The sequence below is a fragment of the Actinoplanes sp. URMC 104 genome, from assembly GCF_051386375.1.
Lineage (GTDB): Bacteria > Actinomycetota > Actinomycetes > Mycobacteriales > Micromonosporaceae > Actinoplanes.
In genome coordinates, this window is record NZ_JBPQTO010000002.1 from 1,734,338 (window position 1) to 1,750,431 (window position 16,094).

The window sequence follows — 16,094 nt, forward strand, 5'->3', positions numbered from 1 at the left end:
CGTCCAGGCTCGCCCACTAGGGTGTGTCGGCAGAATCACCCGTCCCATAGACCAGAACATCCCCGGAGGTCGCAGTGACCAGCCAGTCCGACGAGCCCGAGGCGTCCGCCCCCGTGGCCGCGCAGTCCGAGGCCGGACTCTCCGGGCGTGCGCTCTGGGAGCACGTGCGCGTCGAGCCGGTCGAGATCGCGCTGCCCGGTGGCGTGGCGCTGACCCTGCGGGCCTACCGCAAGGCGTCCGAGCTGACCCCCACCGAGGTCGCGGTCGACGAGGACGACCCGTTCGAGGCCCGTCGCGCCGCACGCCGGGCCGACGAGGACGAGGACGGCGAGGGCGTCATCGTCGACGAGGAGTTCCAGGCGCTGCTGGCCCAGGGCGAGGCCGACGGCGACCGCGACCGCGACAAGGACGGAACGGCCGTCGAGGAGCCCGATCCGGCCGACTTCGAGGACGAGCCGGACGAGGCTGCCGCCCAGGCGGACGACGAGGAGGTGCCCGCTTTCCTCAGCCACAAGGGCCGCCTGATCGCCTTCAAGACGCCCGAGTCGCTGGTCTCCTTCATTCGTTCGGGTGCTCCCCACGATCTCGCACAACTCGACACCTGGGGCACCCTCGCCGAGCAGGTACAGTCGACCGACATCGACCCGCTGCCGGAGGATCGCTACGAGCTCGACCTCGTGGTGGAGAACCTGCGCGGCGGGCACGACACGTGGGATCTTCCGCTGCTCATCGCCGCCGGCGAGGTGGCCCGCGACCTCGGTCACGCGCTCCGGCTCAAGCCGGTGATCCTGGCCCTGTCGCCCGGCTCACCGCTCGACGACCTCGACGAGTCCTTGCGAGCCGCGGAAACCGGTGGCATGGGCGGCTTCTTCGGTCGGCGCCGACTGAAGAAAATCGGGGCACAACAGGCAAGTCTCGGCTGGCGCTCGGTAATCGGCAAGATCTCCGCAGCTGTGGACTGGCGCGACTGACCCCTCACCAGGGACCATCAACCCTTGGCCAAGTGAACTCCGGGGAGGAGAAGACGCCGTGGCGCTCGTGCGCGTGTACTGCGGTCTGGCGTCGGCCGATGATTCGGTGCGTGCGGCCTCGGCCGCACAGCTGACCATCGCCGTGGTGGACGACGCAGGACGACTGCTCGGCGTCCACGAGATCAGCGACGACCCCGGCGGCTACGCCGAGCTCGGCGCGCTGCTCGTGGAACGGACCAGTGGGTTCACCGATGCCGAGGTCGCCGCCGACAGCGACGACCACCTGGTCACCTCCCTGCTCACCGCCGCCGGCCGGCCGCTCGTGGTGGCCGACGACGACACCACCGACGACTTCGCCGAGCGGTTCGCCGACGACGACTCCGTCGAGGAGATGCAGGCCCCGCCCGCCGCGCGCCGGGCCGTCGGCCTGGCCCGTGCGCTGCAGGCCGGGGCGCTCACCGCCACGACCCTGCCGGTGCCGCGCGACCTGGTCAGCTTCAAGCCGGTGCTCGCCGCGCACGTCGCGCTGCTCACCGGTCGGCACGCGGCCGCCACGGCGCTGCGCGAGGTGCTGCGCGAGCTCTACCCCGCGGCCCTGCGCGCCTACCCCGACCCGGCACACCCGCTCGCCCTCGCGGTCCTGGACGCGCTGCCCGAGCCCGGCCGGCTCACCGCCCACGGCGAGGCGCAGGAGTCCGCCGAGCAGGTCGCCGCCGAGCTCACCCGGGCCGGCGCGGGCACCGAGGACGAGATCATCGCCGCGGTCACCGCGCTGCAGGTCGCCATCAGCGAGTCGCCGCGCCGTGGCGGGGTCAACAAGTCGCTGGCCCCCGCGGCGGGCGAGACCGTACGCCAGGCAGTCGCCGCCGTGCGTGCCGGCGACACCGCCTGCGCGTCGCTCATCGGCACCTTGGCCTCCCGCAGCGCCCCGGCCACCCGCCGCACGCGGCGCGCCGCCGAGCCCGCCCCGCTGCAGGCCGTGCCCGGCGAGGGCAGCCGGTTCGGCCGGCGCAGCCGCCCCGAGCCCGCCTCCACCGGCACCGGCCCGGTCATGCCGCGGCCGCTCACCACACCGCCGGTCGCGCCCGACCCGGTCATGCCGCCGCCGCTGGCGCCGCGCCCGGTCACGCCGCCGCCCGCCGCGCCCGCGGCCCTGTTCCCCAACCGCGCTCCCGCGCCGGGCAACCGGCCCGTCTCGGTGCCGCCGCCCCCGCCGGGCATGACGCCGATCACGCCGGGCTCCCGCCCGGGCGCGCGCACCCCGGTGCCGCCGACCGGCACGACGTACCCCGCCGCCTCGGTGTCGCCGGCCGGGTCGTCGCCGTCCTCGGGCGGCCCGATCGGCACCTCCCCCGCCGACAGCGGCCAGCCGTTCCGCGCCACGCTCACCAACGCGGCGATCAACAACGCCCGCGCCGAGCGGCAGCGCACGGTCATCCCGCCCCGCCCGTCGACCCGCCCCGCGGCGAACAGCACGAGCGACGCCACCGACTACTCGCTGCCGATGCCCACGCAGCGCCCCGGTCAGGAGCCCGTGGCCGAGCCCGGCTCGCGCGCCAACTGGCCGCTGATCAACAGCGGCGGCGCCGACGACGCGATCACCACGCCGGCCGCCTCGGCGAGCGCCCCGCCCTCCGACGGCCGGATCCGCCCGCCGTGGCAGGACATGCCCAAGGAGCCGCCGGCGCTGCGCCTGGTCGAGAACCAGCTCGGCACCGGCCTCGACACCACCGTCGCCGGCCTGCCCGCGGTCACCGACCCGCCGCCGCTGCGCCTCGTCGAGGGCCGCAACGGCAGCCGCCGCACCTCGGGGTCCAGCTCGGCGCCCTCCTCGAGCACGACGCTGACCGCGCTCGACCGCAGCACCACCCCGCCGGTCCCCGCCGACAGCAACGACGGCGACCTGCTCATCTTCGCCGCGGCCCGCTCGGCGTGGTTCACCGGCCACGGCGACGCGCCCGACAAGCTCGACTGGACCAACCCCAACGACACGGGCTGGCGCGCCGCCGAAAAGGCCGCCACCCCCGAGGTCGCCGCCGAGACCGCGGCCGGCCTGCCCAAGCGGGTGCCCCAGGCCAACCTGGTGCCCGGCTCCCCGCTGCGCGACGAGCGCCCGCTGCGCATCGTCCGCGACGCCGCCAGCATCGCCGCCCACACCACCGGCTACTTCCGCGGCTGGCGCCGCGGCCAGGAGATCGGCGGCTTCGCCATGGGCGGCCGCCCGGGCCGCGAGGCAGCCGGCGGCTGGGACTTCACCCGCGACCGCGAGGGCGCCGACGACATCCGCAACAACCCCGCCGGCTACGGCTCCCGCTAGCCCCCGACACCCTCGGCCCGGCCCACCGCCCGCGCGGTCGGCCGGGCCGAGCGCTTTCCCGGCCCCTTACGCGGTTCGTTCGGCCCGGGCCACCCAGTCGCCGCACCCGAGCGCGTTCCCGCCTCCCCCACGGTCGACTCCCGCGGCGCCACCCAGTCCGCGCAGCCCATCGCGCTCCCAGCCTTCCCGTTACGCCGTTCGTGCGGCCGGCACCGAACCACCCAGTAGGCGCAACCGAACGCGGTCCCGGCCGCCCCCTTACGCCGTTCGTTCGCCCCGATACCGAGCCGTCCGGTCGGCGCACCTGAGCGCGTTACCGGCTTCCCCACACGCCGTTCGTGCAGCCCGGCACCGAACCACCCAGTCGGCACAGCCCAGCGCGTTCTTGGCCACCCCTACGCCGTTCGTTCGGCCCAGTACCGAGCCACCCACGCGCGGCACCCGAGCGCGTTCCCGGCTTCCCATTACGCCGTTCGTTCGGCCCGACACCAGATCACCCAGTCGGCGCAGCCGAAGGCGTTCCCGGCCTCCTTGCACGAATCCTCGCTCCGGTACCGAGCCGCCCGGTCGGCGGACCTAAGCGCGTTCCCGGCCTCCTCCTTACGCCGTTCGTTCGGCCCGGCACCGGATCACCCAGTCGGCGCAGCCGAAGGCGTTTCTGGCCTCCTTGCACGGCTCCCCGCCCCGGTACCGAGCCGTCCGGTCGGCGCATCTAAGCGCGTTCCCGGCCTCCCCCTTACGCCGTTCGTTCGGCCCGGCACCGGATCACCCCGTCGGCGTAGCCGAATGCGTCCCCGCCTCCTTGCACGGCTCCCCGCCCCGGTACCGAGCCGCCCGGGCACGTTTCCGGCCTCGTCCTTACGCCGTTCGCTCGGCCCGGCACCAAGCCACCCAGTCGGCGCAGCCGAGCGCGTTCCCAGCCGCCCCCTTCCGCGGTTGATTCGGCCCGGCACCGAGCCGCCCAGGCGGCGCAGCCGGAAGCACTTCCGGGCTCACCCAGTCGGCTCGGCCCAGCACTCCGCGATGTCCGCCGACCTCTACCACCCCTGCCACCTGCGGTCCAGCGGTCGATCGCGGCGGGCGGGACGAACGCCGGGTCGAGGTCGGCCACGTCCAGCCGTCACCCGGCCGGCAGTCCCGGCATTTTCTGGCGCGCGCTGCCACCCACCCAGCCAGATAGGCACTCCCCGTTCGGAGCCCGCGCCACCACCCCACCAGCCGAGCCACATGGGCACCCCCTGCCTCCGGCCCGCGCCACCACCCATCCAGCCGAGCCAGGTGGACGCCGACGGCCTGCGCTGCCGCCCGGCCGCCAGAGCCGGACATCTCGGCGTTCCTAAGCCGCGCCACACCCTCGTCCGCTACGCGCGGCCAACGCCACTCACCGCGTGAGCCGGCCGGAGCCTCTCTACAGCTCGGCCGCCCATCAGGTCGGCCGGCCGACCCCCGGACTGGCCCCACCGCGGTGATCGCGGCTAGCCCGGGGGTGGAGGCGTTGCGGGGAACAGGTCGGCCCGCCGACCCCCCGGACTCGCCCCACCGCGGTGATCGCAGCTTGCCCATGCGAAGAGGCGTTGCGGGGAACAGGTCGGCCCACCGACCCCCCGAACTCGCCCCACCGCGGTGATCGCCGCTCGCCCATCGGAGGAGGCGTTTCGGGGAACAGGTCGGCCCGCCGACGCCCCAGACTCGCCCCACCGCGGTAATCGCAGCTTGCCCACGGGAGGGGGCGTTTCGGGGAATCGGTCCGCTCGGGGAGGGCGCAACGCAGCATGGACGGATGAGCATTCCGTTTCTGGTGGCCGGCCTCATCGTGCGGGACGAGGCGGCCGAGTTGCCGGGCTGCCTGGCGTCGCTGCAGGGCGTGGTGGACGAGATCCGCGTGTACGACACCGGCTCGGCGGACGGGACGCCGCAGATCGCCGTCGAGCTGGGCGCGAAGGTGACCCTCGGCCGGTGGACGGACGACTTCGCCGCGGCGCGTAACGCGGCCCTGGACGGGTGGAGCGCCTCCTGGGTGCTGACGGTGGACGCGGACCAGCGCTACGTGGGGGATCCAACAAGGCTCCGGGCGCTGCTGAAGGGGGCGCAGGCGGACGTTCTGGAGGTGGAGGTCGACAACGCGCACGACGAGCTGCCGTACACGAACACCGCGACCCACCTGCACCGGCCGGGCGTCGTCCGGTGGGAGGGGCGGGTGCACGAGCGGCTCGTGGGGGCGCAAGGCCGTACGCCCGGGGTGGCCCTGGCTCCTCGGGAGGCCATCGTGCTGAAGCACCACGGATACGCCGACGCGGGGACGAGGACGGCCAAGGCGCTGCGCAACGCCGCACTGGCGCGGCGGACGCTCGAGCTTCAGGCGGCGGCGGGGCGAGGGGCCGACCGGGCCGTGATCGCGCGGGCGATGCTCGACCTGGGGCGCAGCTTGGTCGGGGCGGGGCGCAGGCAGGAGGCGGCCGACACGTTCGAGACGTTGCGCGAGCTGTTTCCGGGTACGCCGGAGTGGCTGCACGGCACCGACTTCCTCGCGCGGCTGGTGCTGGCCGCGGGCATGGACGAGGTCTGCCTGACGCTGGTGGAGCAGATGCGCGCGGCGGGCGCGGCACGGCCCTACTGCGACTGGCTCGCCGCGCAGGCCCTGGCACAGCTGGGGGACGTCGCCGCGGCCGCACGCCTGCTCGCCGGCGTCACCGAGGTCGTGGACACCTCCGGACGCCGGCAGGACCCGCGCGCGCTGTCGGAGCTGCGCGGGCTGATGGACCGCCTGGCTCACGTCGCCTGAGCGCGGTCCTGCCAGGTGCACAGGCACACGCGGTTGCCCTCGGGGTCGGCCAGCACCCAGAACGCGGGCGCCTCGGCGTCGCTGACCAGCGTGCCGCCGGCGGCCAGCGCGGCGTCGATGCGCGGCTGCACCTCGGCCGGGTCGATCCACACGTCGGGGTGCCAGTGCTGCCTCGGCTCCTCGCTGCCGGACTGCTGGAACCACACGGTGGGCAGCCGGCCCGCCTCGTCGACGAGCTCGTCGCCGTCCGCCTCGGCCAGCACGGCCGCCCAGAACGGCCGCACCGACTTGGCCTCCGGCGTGTCCAGCGCCCATTCGAGCACGGAGACGAGCCGGGCCTCCAGCTGCAGGCCGAGTGCGGACGCAACCGACGTGATCGCCCGGGCCAGGCGGACGTCGCGCATGGTGACGCCGCCGACGTCGTGGCTGGTGAGCCGGATGTGGACGGCCGGGTAGCGCAGGTCGAGGTCGGGGTGGTGGTCCATCTGCTCGGCCACCTCGCCGATCGCGTCGGCCAGCGCCAGCCCCGTACGGAAGTCGCCGGTCCGGATCCTGGTGTGCAGGCCGCCGGGCAGGTACACCCAGCCGGTCAGGTTCTCCGCCGCGATCTGGTTTCCATCGAGCTTGCTCATCCGCCCATCGTGGCCTACGCGGGCCGGATCCGGTTGTTGCGGATGTGCTCGTAGACGATCGAGGTCCGCACGTCGGCGACCTCGGGCCGCTGGGTGAGCCGGTCGATCACGAACTCGTACAGGCTGTCGTTGTCGGGCACGGCGACGTGCACGATGAAGTCGTCGGTGCCCGTCGTCACGTACAGGCCCAGGGTGTCGGGCAGCGTGCAGACCCATTCGCGGAACGCCTCGATGGTGCGGCGCGACGGCGGCCGGATCCGGATGGCGATGAGCGCCTGCACCGGCCGGCCGATCGAGCGCAGGTCCACGTCGAGAAGCGCCCCGCGGATCACGCCCCGGTTGCGCAGCGCCCGCGTGCGGTCGAGTGCCGTGGTCGGCGACACCCCGACGGCCGCGGCGACCTCACGGTTGGTCTTCCGTGCATCCGACTGGAGTTCCCGCAGGATCGCCGTATCAAGTTCGTCCAGATCCACGGTTCGGGCTCCTTTTCCGATACATGTACGGATTCGTTGCAGCGCAACCTAACACCTGCCTAGCATTTCGCCTGCACGCCGGATACATGCACAGATGGGTTCAGACATGATCGGATTCGCCACCGACGAGATCGACCAGAGCGCGCCCACCCGAGCCGCCCGCCTCAAGTGGGTCGTGGTGGTCGACGGCGACCTGCCCGCCGGACGGGCCGCCAACGCCGCGATCTGCACCGCCGCGGCCACCTCGCGCGCGGTGCCGGGGCTGCTGGGCGACGACGCGGTGGACGCCGACGGCATCGCGCACCCCGGCCTCCCGTGGGCGGGCTGCACCGTGCTCGCCGCCGACGCGGCCACGCTACGCACGATCCGCGCCAAGGCCGCCGCCCGCGCCGACTTCTTCGTCGCCGACATGCCCGCCGCCGCGCAGCACACCCGGGTCTACACCGAGTACCTCGAGGCCGTGGGCAGCACCGCGGCGGACAGCCTCGACTACTACGCGGTCAGCATCGTCGGCCCGCGCAACCCGGTCGACAAGCTCGTCGGCAAGCTGCCGCTGCTGGGCTGACCGATCGCCGCGAGCGCCTTGCGGATGTTCAGCTCAGCCAGGTCGAGCATCCACTGCCGGTCGGGGAAGTCGGTGCCGGCGATCCGCAACGGCCCCTCGATCAGACCGATGACCTGCGCGAACCGATAGAACTCCAGGCGCCGCGGATCGAGGTCGACAGGACCGAGCAAGGCGTACGCCGGACCGAAGCGCAACTGCAGGAAGGCGTGCTCCCACTCCGCGTCGAAGAACGTCACCCCCTCGATGTCGATCAGCACGGGCTCCCCGGCCGGCCCCAGCAGCACGTGGTCGGGCCCCAGTTCCCCGTGTACGAGGGCGAACTCCCGGCGTGCCGCGACACGACCGCGCAGCGCCCGCAGGTGCTCCTCGATCCGCGGGCGGGCCGCCTCGAGCCGCTGGTCGCGCGGAGCCGCCTGGGCGAGGTGGCCGAGCGCGCGGGCCAGGATCATCTCCTCGGGCGTCCGGCGCTGAGGTGTGCTCGTCGCGAGCCGGCCCCATTCCGGCCCGTACGTCGTGTGCATGCGCCGCAGCATGGCTCCGAGCTCGGCCAGCGGCCCGGCCGCCGCCCGCGGATCACGCTCCATCAGCGCCTCGAGCGTTCCGCCGGTCAGGTCCTCGGCGAGCACGAGGTCGGCGTCGAGGTGCCGCCGCCCGCGGTCGACCATCAGCAGTTCCGGTACGCGGGCGCCGGCCCGCGTCAGCGCCGCGGAGTTCACCGTGAACAGCTCCGCCCCGGTGGCGTCCGTGAACGGGTCGTCGGGCACCGTCTCGGACGCCGGCCAGTAGTTCTCCGCAGCCGCCCACACGTACAGGATCGCCGCCTGCCCGTCGTCGAGGCGCAGCCGGTAGACGCCCTTCTTGGTGCCCCCGGCGAGCCGCTCCAGCATCGTCACCCGACGATCGCTGCCGAACTGCTCCGCCACCAGGCCGGTCACGTCGTCGATCGTCAGAAAGGCGCGCACGCCGAGCGATCCTTCCCGCCGCCGTGGGCGGGACACAAGCGAGTTCTTGCCATGATGACGGCGTGCGCGCGATCATCTTCGACTTCTTCGGCACGCTCACCGACCCCGCCGCTGAGGCTCACCGCAGAGCGTCGTTCGCGGGCACCGCCGCGGCGCTCGGCATTCCGCCGGCCGTCTTCTGGGCCGCGATGGCCGGCAGCTTCCCCGAACGCGTCGTCGGCCGGCACGGCGGCACCCGGCAGACGTTGCTCACGATCGCCCGTCGATGCGGCGTCGAGCCGACCCCGGACCAGCTCGACGCCGCCGTCACCGCCCAGCTGTCGGGCGCCGAGCGCGTACGTCCCCCGCGGCCCGGCGCCCTGGACCTGCTCGACCGCCTGCGCGCCGAGGGATGGCGGCTCGGGCTGATCAGTGACTGCTCCAGCGAGCTGGTCGAGGCGTGGCCGACGACGCCGTACGCCTCCCGAATGGACGCGGCGGTCTTCTCGTGGGAGGAGGGCTACCGCAAACCCGACCTGCGGCTCTATGTGACCGCGGCGCAGCGGCTCGGCGTGGCTGCCGGCGACTGCTGGTTCGTGGGCGACGGCGGGAGCCGCGAGCACGACGGCGCCCGGCGGACCGGTATGCGGCCGGTGCTGGTGACGAACGCCGCGTGGCCGGAGGCTGCGACCCTGCGCACCGACCCCGACCCGTACCGTCCCGGCTCGGTCATCGACGACCTGGCCGAGCTGCCCGCGGTCGTCGCACCGGGGTGATCGCCAGCGGTCGCCGGGCCGGGGTGAGGACACGACGAAGCCCCGCTCCGGCTCGCGGAGCGGGGCTTCGACCGTAGGTCAGGCGGGCGCCACCGCGCGTGTCCGACGCATCGTCAGCACATACTCGACCAGCGAGATGAGGACGTTCTTCGTCGACTCGCGGTTGCGCGCGTCGCAGCTCACGACCGGGACGTCACTCGCGATCGCCAGCGCGTCGCGGACGTCCTGGGCATTGTGATACTGCATGCCGTCGAAGCAGTTGATCGCCACCAGGTACGGCAGGCGACGGTGCTCGAAGAAGTCGATCGCGGCGAAGCAGTCGGCGAGACGCCGGGTGTCCACCATGACGACCGCGCCGATCGCGCCACGCACCAGCTCGTCCCACATGAACCAGAACCGCGTCTGCCCGGGCGTGCCGAACAGGTAGAGGATCAGGTCGCGGTCGATGCTGATACGGCCGAAGTCCATGGCGACGGTGGTCGTCATCTTCCCCGGCACTTGGCGGTTGTCGTCGACACCCACACCGGCCGAGGTCATGATGGCCTCGGTGGTCAGCGGGGTGATCTCGGAGACCGAACCGACAAGCGTCGTCTTACCGACGCCGAACCCGCCGGCGATCACAATCTTCGCCGACGTCACGCGCCCCGCAGCGGGACGGTGCGACATGTCAGAGCCTGCGAAGTCCACTCAGCACCCTTTCCAGCAGTTCCGTGCCTACCGCGTCGGTCTCGTCTTCCAGCGAGGTGGGCTCGTACACCGCGACCAGGCCGTCGGAGGCCATGTCGGCGACGATCACTCGAGCCACACCGAGCGGCAGTTGCATGCGTGCTGCGATCTCCGCCAGCGACTGAACCCGGCCGCCGTCGCACATCGCCGCGATGTACTGATGCTCGCTTCCACCCTGCCCGCCGCGGTTCATTCCCGACCGCCCGCGCACGGTTGTCTCGACCAGCGCTTCCAGCGCTATCTCAAGCTTCGGACGGGTCCGACCGCGGGTCACGGCGTACGGCCTGACCAGCGCGCCGGTCGGCTCATCGCGTTCGGGCATCGTCACCGCTCACCCCTTCCTCGAACCCTAGAAGTGTCTCTTGTTGTCAACTTTTTGAACAGCGCCCGAAGACGCCGGCCGGTTGCCCGTTCAGCCGAGGACCCCGGCCGCCGAGCGCGGGGCCGGAGTGAGCGCCTCGCCGACGCGGTCGACCAGCAGGGCCATCTCGTAGCCCACCTGTCCGACGTCGCAGCTGCGAGCCGCGAGCACCGCGAACGACGAGCCGTCGGAGATGGACATCAGGAAGAGGAACCCGTTGTCCATTTCCACCACCGTCTGCAGCACGGCGCCACCCTCGAAGCACCGTGCGGCGCCCTGAGTGAGGCTCACCAAGCCGGAAGCGATGGCTGCCAGCTGATCGGCGCGGTCCCGGGGGAGGTCCCGCGAGGCCGCCAGGAGCAGACCGTCAGCGGAGACCGCGATCGCATGCGCGACTCCGGGAACGCGGTCGGCGAAGTTGGCGAGAAGCCAACCGAGATCCTGCGTAGATGTCATGCCTCATGCTCCTTGCCAGCCTGCGAGGACTGCTGCCCTCCCGGAGTCTCCTCCGGGTTGGTCGATTCTTTGGTACGACCGCGCTGCACACCCCGGTGGTAGGCGGACAGCAGACCGCGGACACCTTCGGGGGTACGGCGCTGGACGGAGTTCCCGCCCCGGTCGACACCACCGGGGACGAGCTGCGCCATCGGCGTGCGCTTGGGCAGGCCCGCCGTGGTGGTCGTGTCGACCGCCACCTCGGCCGCCGCACGAGCCGCCTGCCAGCCCTCGTCGGCAGCGGTGCGCCACGCGTTGCCGGCAGCGCTGCCGTTGGAGCTGGAGCCGTTCGACGCGGCGCCGTTGGCGGCGCCGACACCAACAGTAGCCGGATCCCGGTCGCGCGACTCGGGTGAGACGGCCTGCTGCGGCACGCCGACCGATCGAGCGGGCTCGCCGGTGGGGATCCGCTGCGAGGAGACCGGCTCGTCGAGACCGTTCGGCGCGGGCCGGGCCTCGGCCGGGCGGGCCGTGGTGAACCAGGCCGACTCGAGCTCCCGGAAGATCGGCAGCTCCATCGTCTCGTCGGCGAACTGGCCCTGCTTGCTGTCCCGCTGGCGGGCCGCGGCCTGCGCCGCCGCGATCTGCGCCGCGGCGGTGGCCTGAGCCTCTGCGGCCTGGGCCGTCGCGGCCTCGTGCGCCGCCTTGGCCGCCGCCGCAGCGCGCTGGGCCTCGGGCGACGAGGGGCCGCCCGAGGTGGGCGCCGCGGACACCGGGGCTGCCGGCGGAGCGGACGACGGGATGGGCGCGGTCTGCGGGTTCACCGGAGGCTCGACCTGCGGACGCTGCTCACCGCGCTGCTCCGGACGGTACCGGGGAAGCTCGGCGGTCATGTCGAGCGCCGCGGCCAGGCTCTCGGGCACGTGCGGGGTCTGCGGCTCGCGCTCCGGGGCGACCGGCGGCCAGGCCGGCGGCGCGGACGAGGCGGCCGGCGGCGCGGAGACCGGCGGCTCCTGCCCGGGCGGCGACGACACCGGGCGACCGCTGCCGTACGGCGGGCCGGACGGCACGGGGGGCGCCGAGATCGGCGGCACCGGCGGGGCCGAGACCGGCGGGACGAACGGGGTGCGTCCCTGGTTCTCGGGGTTGGCCGGGAGCTGACGCGGGATGGTCGCGCCGAAGCCGTTGGTCTCGGTCTCGGGCCGGAACTGCTCGCCGTTGCGGCGCTGCGGCAGATCGTCGGGGCCCGCGAAGCCCTGCGGCTGACCGGTGGGCCCGGCCGGCAGCGGCGGGATGGCCTCGTTGCTGCGCGGGCCGTAGAAGCCGTTGCTGCCGTTGGCGCCGCCGTTGAGCCCGTTGGACGAGCCGTTGACGCCGAAGCCGTTGCTCTGCACGCCGGTGAGGTCCGACCACGCCGGCACGGAGCTGCCGTTGGTGCCCAGCATGCCGCCGGAGTTCATCGGCGGGTTGGGGTCGAACGGGCGGCCGGTGGGGAAGCCGCCGCGGCCGCTGCCCTCGAGCGCGAGCGGCTCGGGCGCACCCGGGCGGCCCTGCTGGTCGTAGCCGGCGCCGACCTGCATGCGGCCACCGCCGACGGCGGGCTGGCCCTGGCCGGGGGTGAGAACGGAGATCGGCAGGCCGACCTCGGCCACCGTGCCGCGCTCGGTGTCGGCGGGGCGCAGCTCGACCTTGACGCCGTGCCGGTTCGCCAGCCGGGCGACCACGACCAGGCCCATCATGCGGGAGACCGCCACGTCGACCGTCGGCGGGTTCGCGAGCCGGTCGTTGAGCTCGCGCAGCTGCTCGCGGCTGATGCCGATGCCGCGGTCCTCGACCGAGAGCAACGCGCCGTCGCCCAGCCGCCGGGCCTCGACGATGACCGTCGAGTTGGGCGGGGAGAAGGCGGTCGCGTTGTCGAACAGCTCGGCGACCAGGTGGACCATGTCGTTGACGGCGTGCGCCGCCACCTCGATGTCCCGGTCGATCATGCCGAACTCGATGCGGGTGTAGTGCTCGACCTCGGACTGCGCGGCGCGGAGCACGTCGATCAGGGCGGCGGGCTCGCGCTGCACGCGGGTCGAGTCGGCGCCCGCGAGCACCAGCAGGTTCTCGTCGTTGCGGCGCATCCGGGTGGCGAGGTGGTCGAGCTGGAAGAGCTCGGCCAGCCGGTCCGGGTCCTCCTCGCCGCGCTCCAGGCGGTCGAGGTGGCCGATGAGCCGGTCGACCAGGATCTGCGAGCGGCGGGCGAGGTTGACGAACATCGTCGCGACCGAGGCCCGCAGGGCGGCCTGCTCGGCGGCGGTGCGCACGGCCTCGAGGTGGACCGCGTTGAACGCCTCGGTCACCTGGCCGAACTCGTCGCGGCTGCGCACCGGCAGCGGCTCGGCGATCTGGTCGGCGACCTGCGCGGGGGTGAGCGATGTGGACAGCTGCGGGTCACGCAGCCGGCTCACCGCGTGCGGCAGGCCGAACTGGGCGACCGAGAGGGCGCCCTGGCGCAGCTCACGCAGCGAGCGGGCCATCGACCGGGCGACCAGCCATGCGAACAGGATGGCCAGCAGCAGCATGCCGAGCAGCACGCTGGTCTCGAGGAAGACCCGCCGGTTCACGTCGTTTCGCAGGTCGGTGGCCTGCGCGACGATGTCGCGGTCCATCTTCTGCTCGACTGCCCGGAACTCGTTGCTGTATCCGGTCATCGCCTTCTCCCACTCCGAGGAGGTGAAGGGGATGTTCCGGACGTTCGACCCCTCGAGCTCCTTGAGCGGGCCGGTGTAGTTCTTGGCGCCGCGGCCGGCAGGGAGATTGTCGATGCGGTCGAAGAGCGCGACGTCGGCGCCCGAGCCGACCGAGTGCAGCGTGTCGCCGGCGAGCTTGAAGCCGAGCTCCGCCTCGGTGAAGTCGTTCCGCAGCGGAATCGTGTACTCGCGCGCGGCGAGCACCTCGTGGCCGACGTCACGCTGTCGGGCCACGTACTCCTTCGCGCGGGCGACCGCGGCGACCGACCGCAGGTGGTCGCTCAGCTCGGTGTCGCTGGCCAGCTGGGCGGCGACGTCGCGCACGCCGAGCAGGTCGTTGATGAGCGTGTTGTAGGTCTGATCGACCGCGGCGCCGGGCCGCTTGAGGGCGATCTGGCTGCGCTGGGCCGGCAGGTCCTCGAGGTTGCGGTCGAGGCGCAGGAGGAGCGTGTCAACGTTGTCGGGGACCTCGTCGAGCGCCGCCTTCTGCTGCGCGTAGGGTCCCTTGGCCGCGTCGACCTTGGCGTTCTCGGCGGCGTAGGCCTCGGTCGCGGCCTTGTACTCGGCGCTCTTGGTGTCCTTGATCGTCATGATCATGGTGCCGTAGGCGCGTTCGTTCTGCAGGTGGTCGACGAGACCGCCGGCCGCCTCCGACAGCACCGAAAGGGTGCGGGCGCGCTCCGCGTTGTTGGCGTCCTCGATGTGGTCCACCAGGCCGCTGACGCCGACGATGATCGTCGCCAGGGTGGGCACCAGCATGATCAAGCCAAGCTTCGACCAGATCGGCAGATCTCGCAGCCGATCGGCCGGCCGACGGAGACGCGACATGACGCCGGTCGCCGTCTTGGGGCGCTTGCTCACGTCACCGTCCTCCTGATTCGGGCCCCGGCACTCGGCTCGCCGGGCGCCGCACACGGCCGACTGCCGCGTCGGGCCCCCGAGATTCCATCACGACGAGTGTCAAAGAGAAAGAGCCGTCGGACACGGACCGGTTGTGTGACGCGATGTTGCATTGCGCGTCGTCGGTTCATGTCACGCGATGTATATGTGAACTTTTCTCAGTGTCACTCTGGCGGCCGCAGCGGCGCGGGGGTACGCCGATCCGACCGGCACGATCGTAAAGGATCGCGGCAGGAGGAACGATGTCGCGGTTGCGAACGTTCGGCAAGGTGAGATGCCGGTTTTCGCAGTGTTTGTATCGACCATTCTGGCCGAACGGACGATCAATGCCGCCGAATCGGCAATGTCGCCCGACCGACCGCGAGTTGTAACAGTTCGACCGCCTCAGCCGAGCAGCTTCGCGTACCCCGGCTTGATCAGGTCATTGATGATCGCGAGTCGTTCGTCGTACGGGATGAAGGCGGACTTCATCGCGTTGATCGTCAGCCACTGCAGCTCGGCCCAGCCCCAGCCGAAGGCCTCGGACAGCAGCGCCATCTCGCGCGACATGGACGTGCCGCTCATCAGCCGGTTGTCGGTGTTGACCGTGACGCGGAACCGCAGATCGTGCAGCAGGCCGATGGGGTGATCGGCGATCGAGGCCGCGGCGCCGGTCTGCACGTTCGACGACGGGCACAGCTCCAGCGGGATGCGCTTGTCCCGCACGTACGCCGCCAGCCGGCCCAGCACCACGTCGCCGCCCCCGGGCGTGCCGGTGATGTCGTCGACCAGCCGGACGCCGTGGCCCAGCCGGTCGGCGCCGCACCACTGGATCGCCTGCCAGATCGAGGGCAACCCGAACGCCTCGCCCGCGTGGATGGTGAAGTGGAAATTCTCACGCTGGAGGTATTCGAACGCGTCGAGGTGCCGGGTGGGCGGGAAGCCGGCCTCGGCGCCCGCGATGTCGAAGCCCACGACGCCCGAGTCGCGGAAGCGCACCGACAGCTCCGCGATCTCCTGCGAGCGGGCCGCGTGCCGCATCGCGGTCAGCAGCACGCCGATGCGGATCGGGGTGCCCTGCGCGGCCGCCTCGGCGGCGCCCTCCGTGAAGCCGGCGTTGACCGCCTCGACGACCTCGTCCAGCGTCAGGCCCGCCTCGAGGTGCTGCTCCGGCGCGTACCGCACCTCGGCGTACACCACCCCGTCGGCGGCCAGGTCGAGCGCGCACTCCTTGGCCACCCGGTGCAGGCCCTCCACGGTCTGCATCACGGCCACCGTGTGGGCGAACGTCTCCAGGTAGCGTTCCAGCGAGCCCGAGTCGGCCGCCGCCACGAACCACTCGCCCAGCGCCTCCGGGTCGGTCGTAGGCAGCTCGTGCCCGACCTGGTCGGCCAGCTCGACGATCGTGGCGGGGCGCAGCCCACCGTCGAGGTGGTCGTGGAGCAGCACCTTCGGCGCCGGGACGATGTCGGAGAATGCGATGGCGGCCATCCGATGAGCC

The 16,094-nt window shown here is 72.8% G+C and carries 13 protein-coding genes; 5 read left to right on the forward strand and 8 right to left on the reverse strand.

Going from position 1 to position 16,094, the window contains the following annotated elements; genetic code table 11:
* The first annotated feature begins 74 nt into the window (after positions 1-74).
* The 3 genes from ACSNN8_RS09105 (at position 75) to ACSNN8_RS09115 (ending at position 6,070) form a co-directional block, all read left to right on the forward strand.
* Positions 75-971: a DNA primase gene (locus tag ACSNN8_RS09105; RefSeq protein WP_436648203.1), complete on the forward strand. Its 897-nt coding sequence runs from the start codon at positions 75-77 to the stop codon at positions 969-971.
* 58 nt (positions 972-1,029) lie between these two features.
* The gene (locus ACSNN8_RS09110; RefSeq protein ID WP_436648204.1) at positions 1,030-3,288 is read left to right on the forward strand and encodes a transposase; all 2,259 of its coding nucleotides are present in this window, start codon (positions 1,030-1,032) and stop codon (positions 3,286-3,288) included.
* Positions 3,289-5,068: 1,780 nt separating this feature from the next.
* Positions 5,069-6,070 (forward strand): glycosyltransferase, encoded by a 1,002-nt coding sequence (locus ACSNN8_RS09115; RefSeq protein ID WP_436648205.1) that lies wholly within the window; start codon positions 5,069-5,071, stop codon positions 6,068-6,070.
* Here ACSNN8_RS09115 and ACSNN8_RS09120 read toward each other — a convergent pair.
* Complete coding sequence (locus ACSNN8_RS09120; RefSeq protein WP_436648206.1) at positions 6,058-6,702, reverse strand: 4a-hydroxytetrahydrobiopterin dehydratase; 645 nt, start codon at positions 6,700-6,702, stop codon at positions 6,058-6,060. The genes ACSNN8_RS09115 and ACSNN8_RS09120 overlap by 13 nt on opposite strands.
* Positions 6,703-6,716: 14 nt before the next feature.
* A complete protein-coding gene (locus ACSNN8_RS09125; protein ID WP_436648207.1) occupies positions 6,717-7,175 on the reverse strand; it encodes an Lrp/AsnC family transcriptional regulator in 459 nt (152 codons plus the stop codon).
* Between the two features lie 106 nt (positions 7,176-7,281).
* Here ACSNN8_RS09125 and ACSNN8_RS09130 point away from each other — a divergent pair, with 106 nt between their 5' ends.
* Positions 7,282-7,740 carry a DUF2000 domain-containing protein gene (locus ACSNN8_RS09130; RefSeq protein ID WP_436648208.1) on the forward strand — a complete coding sequence of 153 codons (459 nt, stop codon included), beginning with the start codon at positions 7,282-7,284 and terminating at the stop codon, positions 7,738-7,740.
* On the opposite strand, the gene ACSNN8_RS09135 is transcribed toward ACSNN8_RS09130, so the two are convergent.
* Positions 7,668-8,702, reverse strand: a complete 1,035-nt coding sequence (locus ACSNN8_RS09135; RefSeq protein ID WP_436648209.1) for a phosphotransferase family protein — start codon at positions 8,700-8,702, stop codon at positions 7,668-7,670. The two genes, ACSNN8_RS09130 and ACSNN8_RS09135, sit on opposite strands and share 73 nt — an antisense overlap.
* Before the next feature lie 62 nt (positions 8,703-8,764).
* Here ACSNN8_RS09135 and ACSNN8_RS09140 point away from each other — a divergent pair, with 62 nt between their 5' ends.
* Entirely contained in the window at positions 8,765-9,457 is a 693-nt protein-coding gene (locus ACSNN8_RS09140; protein ID WP_436648210.1) for an HAD family hydrolase, read from the forward strand.
* A gap of 78 nt (positions 9,458-9,535) precedes the next feature.
* Here ACSNN8_RS09140 and ACSNN8_RS09145 read toward each other — a convergent pair whose 3' ends face one another.
* From ACSNN8_RS09145 to ACSNN8_RS09165, 5 genes are all read right to left on the reverse strand, one after another.
* Entirely contained in the window at positions 9,536-10,123 is a 588-nt protein-coding gene (locus tag ACSNN8_RS09145; protein WP_436648211.1) for a GTP-binding protein, read from the reverse strand.
* 1 nt (position 10,124) lies between these two features.
* On the reverse strand, positions 10,125-10,505 hold the full coding sequence (locus ACSNN8_RS09150) for a DUF742 domain-containing protein (protein ID WP_436649481.1): 381 nt from the start codon (positions 10,503-10,505) through the stop codon (positions 10,125-10,127).
* A gap of 90 nt (positions 10,506-10,595) precedes the next feature.
* Positions 10,596-11,000: a roadblock/LC7 domain-containing protein gene (locus ACSNN8_RS09155; protein ID WP_014447580.1), complete on the reverse strand. Its 405-nt coding sequence runs from the start codon at positions 10,998-11,000 to the stop codon at positions 10,596-10,598.
* Positions 10,997-14,575 (reverse strand): sensor histidine kinase, encoded by a 3,579-nt coding sequence (locus tag ACSNN8_RS09160; protein WP_436648212.1) that lies wholly within the window; start codon positions 14,573-14,575, stop codon positions 10,997-10,999. The genes ACSNN8_RS09155 and ACSNN8_RS09160 overlap by 4 nt, the downstream gene beginning before the upstream one ends.
* Before the next feature lie 423 nt (positions 14,576-14,998).
* Positions 14,999-16,084, reverse strand: coding sequence for an adenosine deaminase (locus ACSNN8_RS09165; protein WP_436648213.1), 1,086 nt, complete (start codon positions 16,082-16,084; stop codon positions 14,999-15,001).
* Positions 16,085-16,094 lie beyond the last annotated feature (10 nt).

Excerpts from the sequence above, each read along its gene's own strand:
- ACSNN8_RS09150 (WP_436649481.1), bottom strand. The coding sequence starts at position 10,505 with ATGCCCGAACGCGATGAGCCGACCGGCGCGCTGGTCAGGCCGTACGCC.
- ACSNN8_RS09130 (WP_436648208.1), top strand. The coding sequence starts at position 7,282 with ATGATCGGATTCGCCACCGACGAGATCGACCAGAGCGCGCCCACCCGA.
- ACSNN8_RS09165 (WP_436648213.1), bottom strand. The coding sequence starts at position 16,084 with ATGGCCGCCATCGCATTCTCCGACATCGTCCCGGCGCCGAAGGTGCTG.
- ACSNN8_RS09145 (WP_436648211.1), bottom strand. The coding sequence starts at position 10,123 with ATGTCGCACCGTCCCGCTGCGGGGCGCGTGACGTCGGCGAAGATTGTG.
- ACSNN8_RS09120 (WP_436648206.1), bottom strand. The coding sequence starts at position 6,702 with ATGAGCAAGCTCGATGGAAACCAGATCGCGGCGGAGAACCTGACCGGC.
- ACSNN8_RS09155 (WP_014447580.1), bottom strand. The coding sequence starts at position 11,000 with ATGACATCTACGCAGGATCTCGGTTGGCTTCTCGCCAACTTCGCCGAC.
- ACSNN8_RS09115 (WP_436648205.1), top strand. The coding sequence starts at position 5,069 with ATGAGCATTCCGTTTCTGGTGGCCGGCCTCATCGTGCGGGACGAGGCG.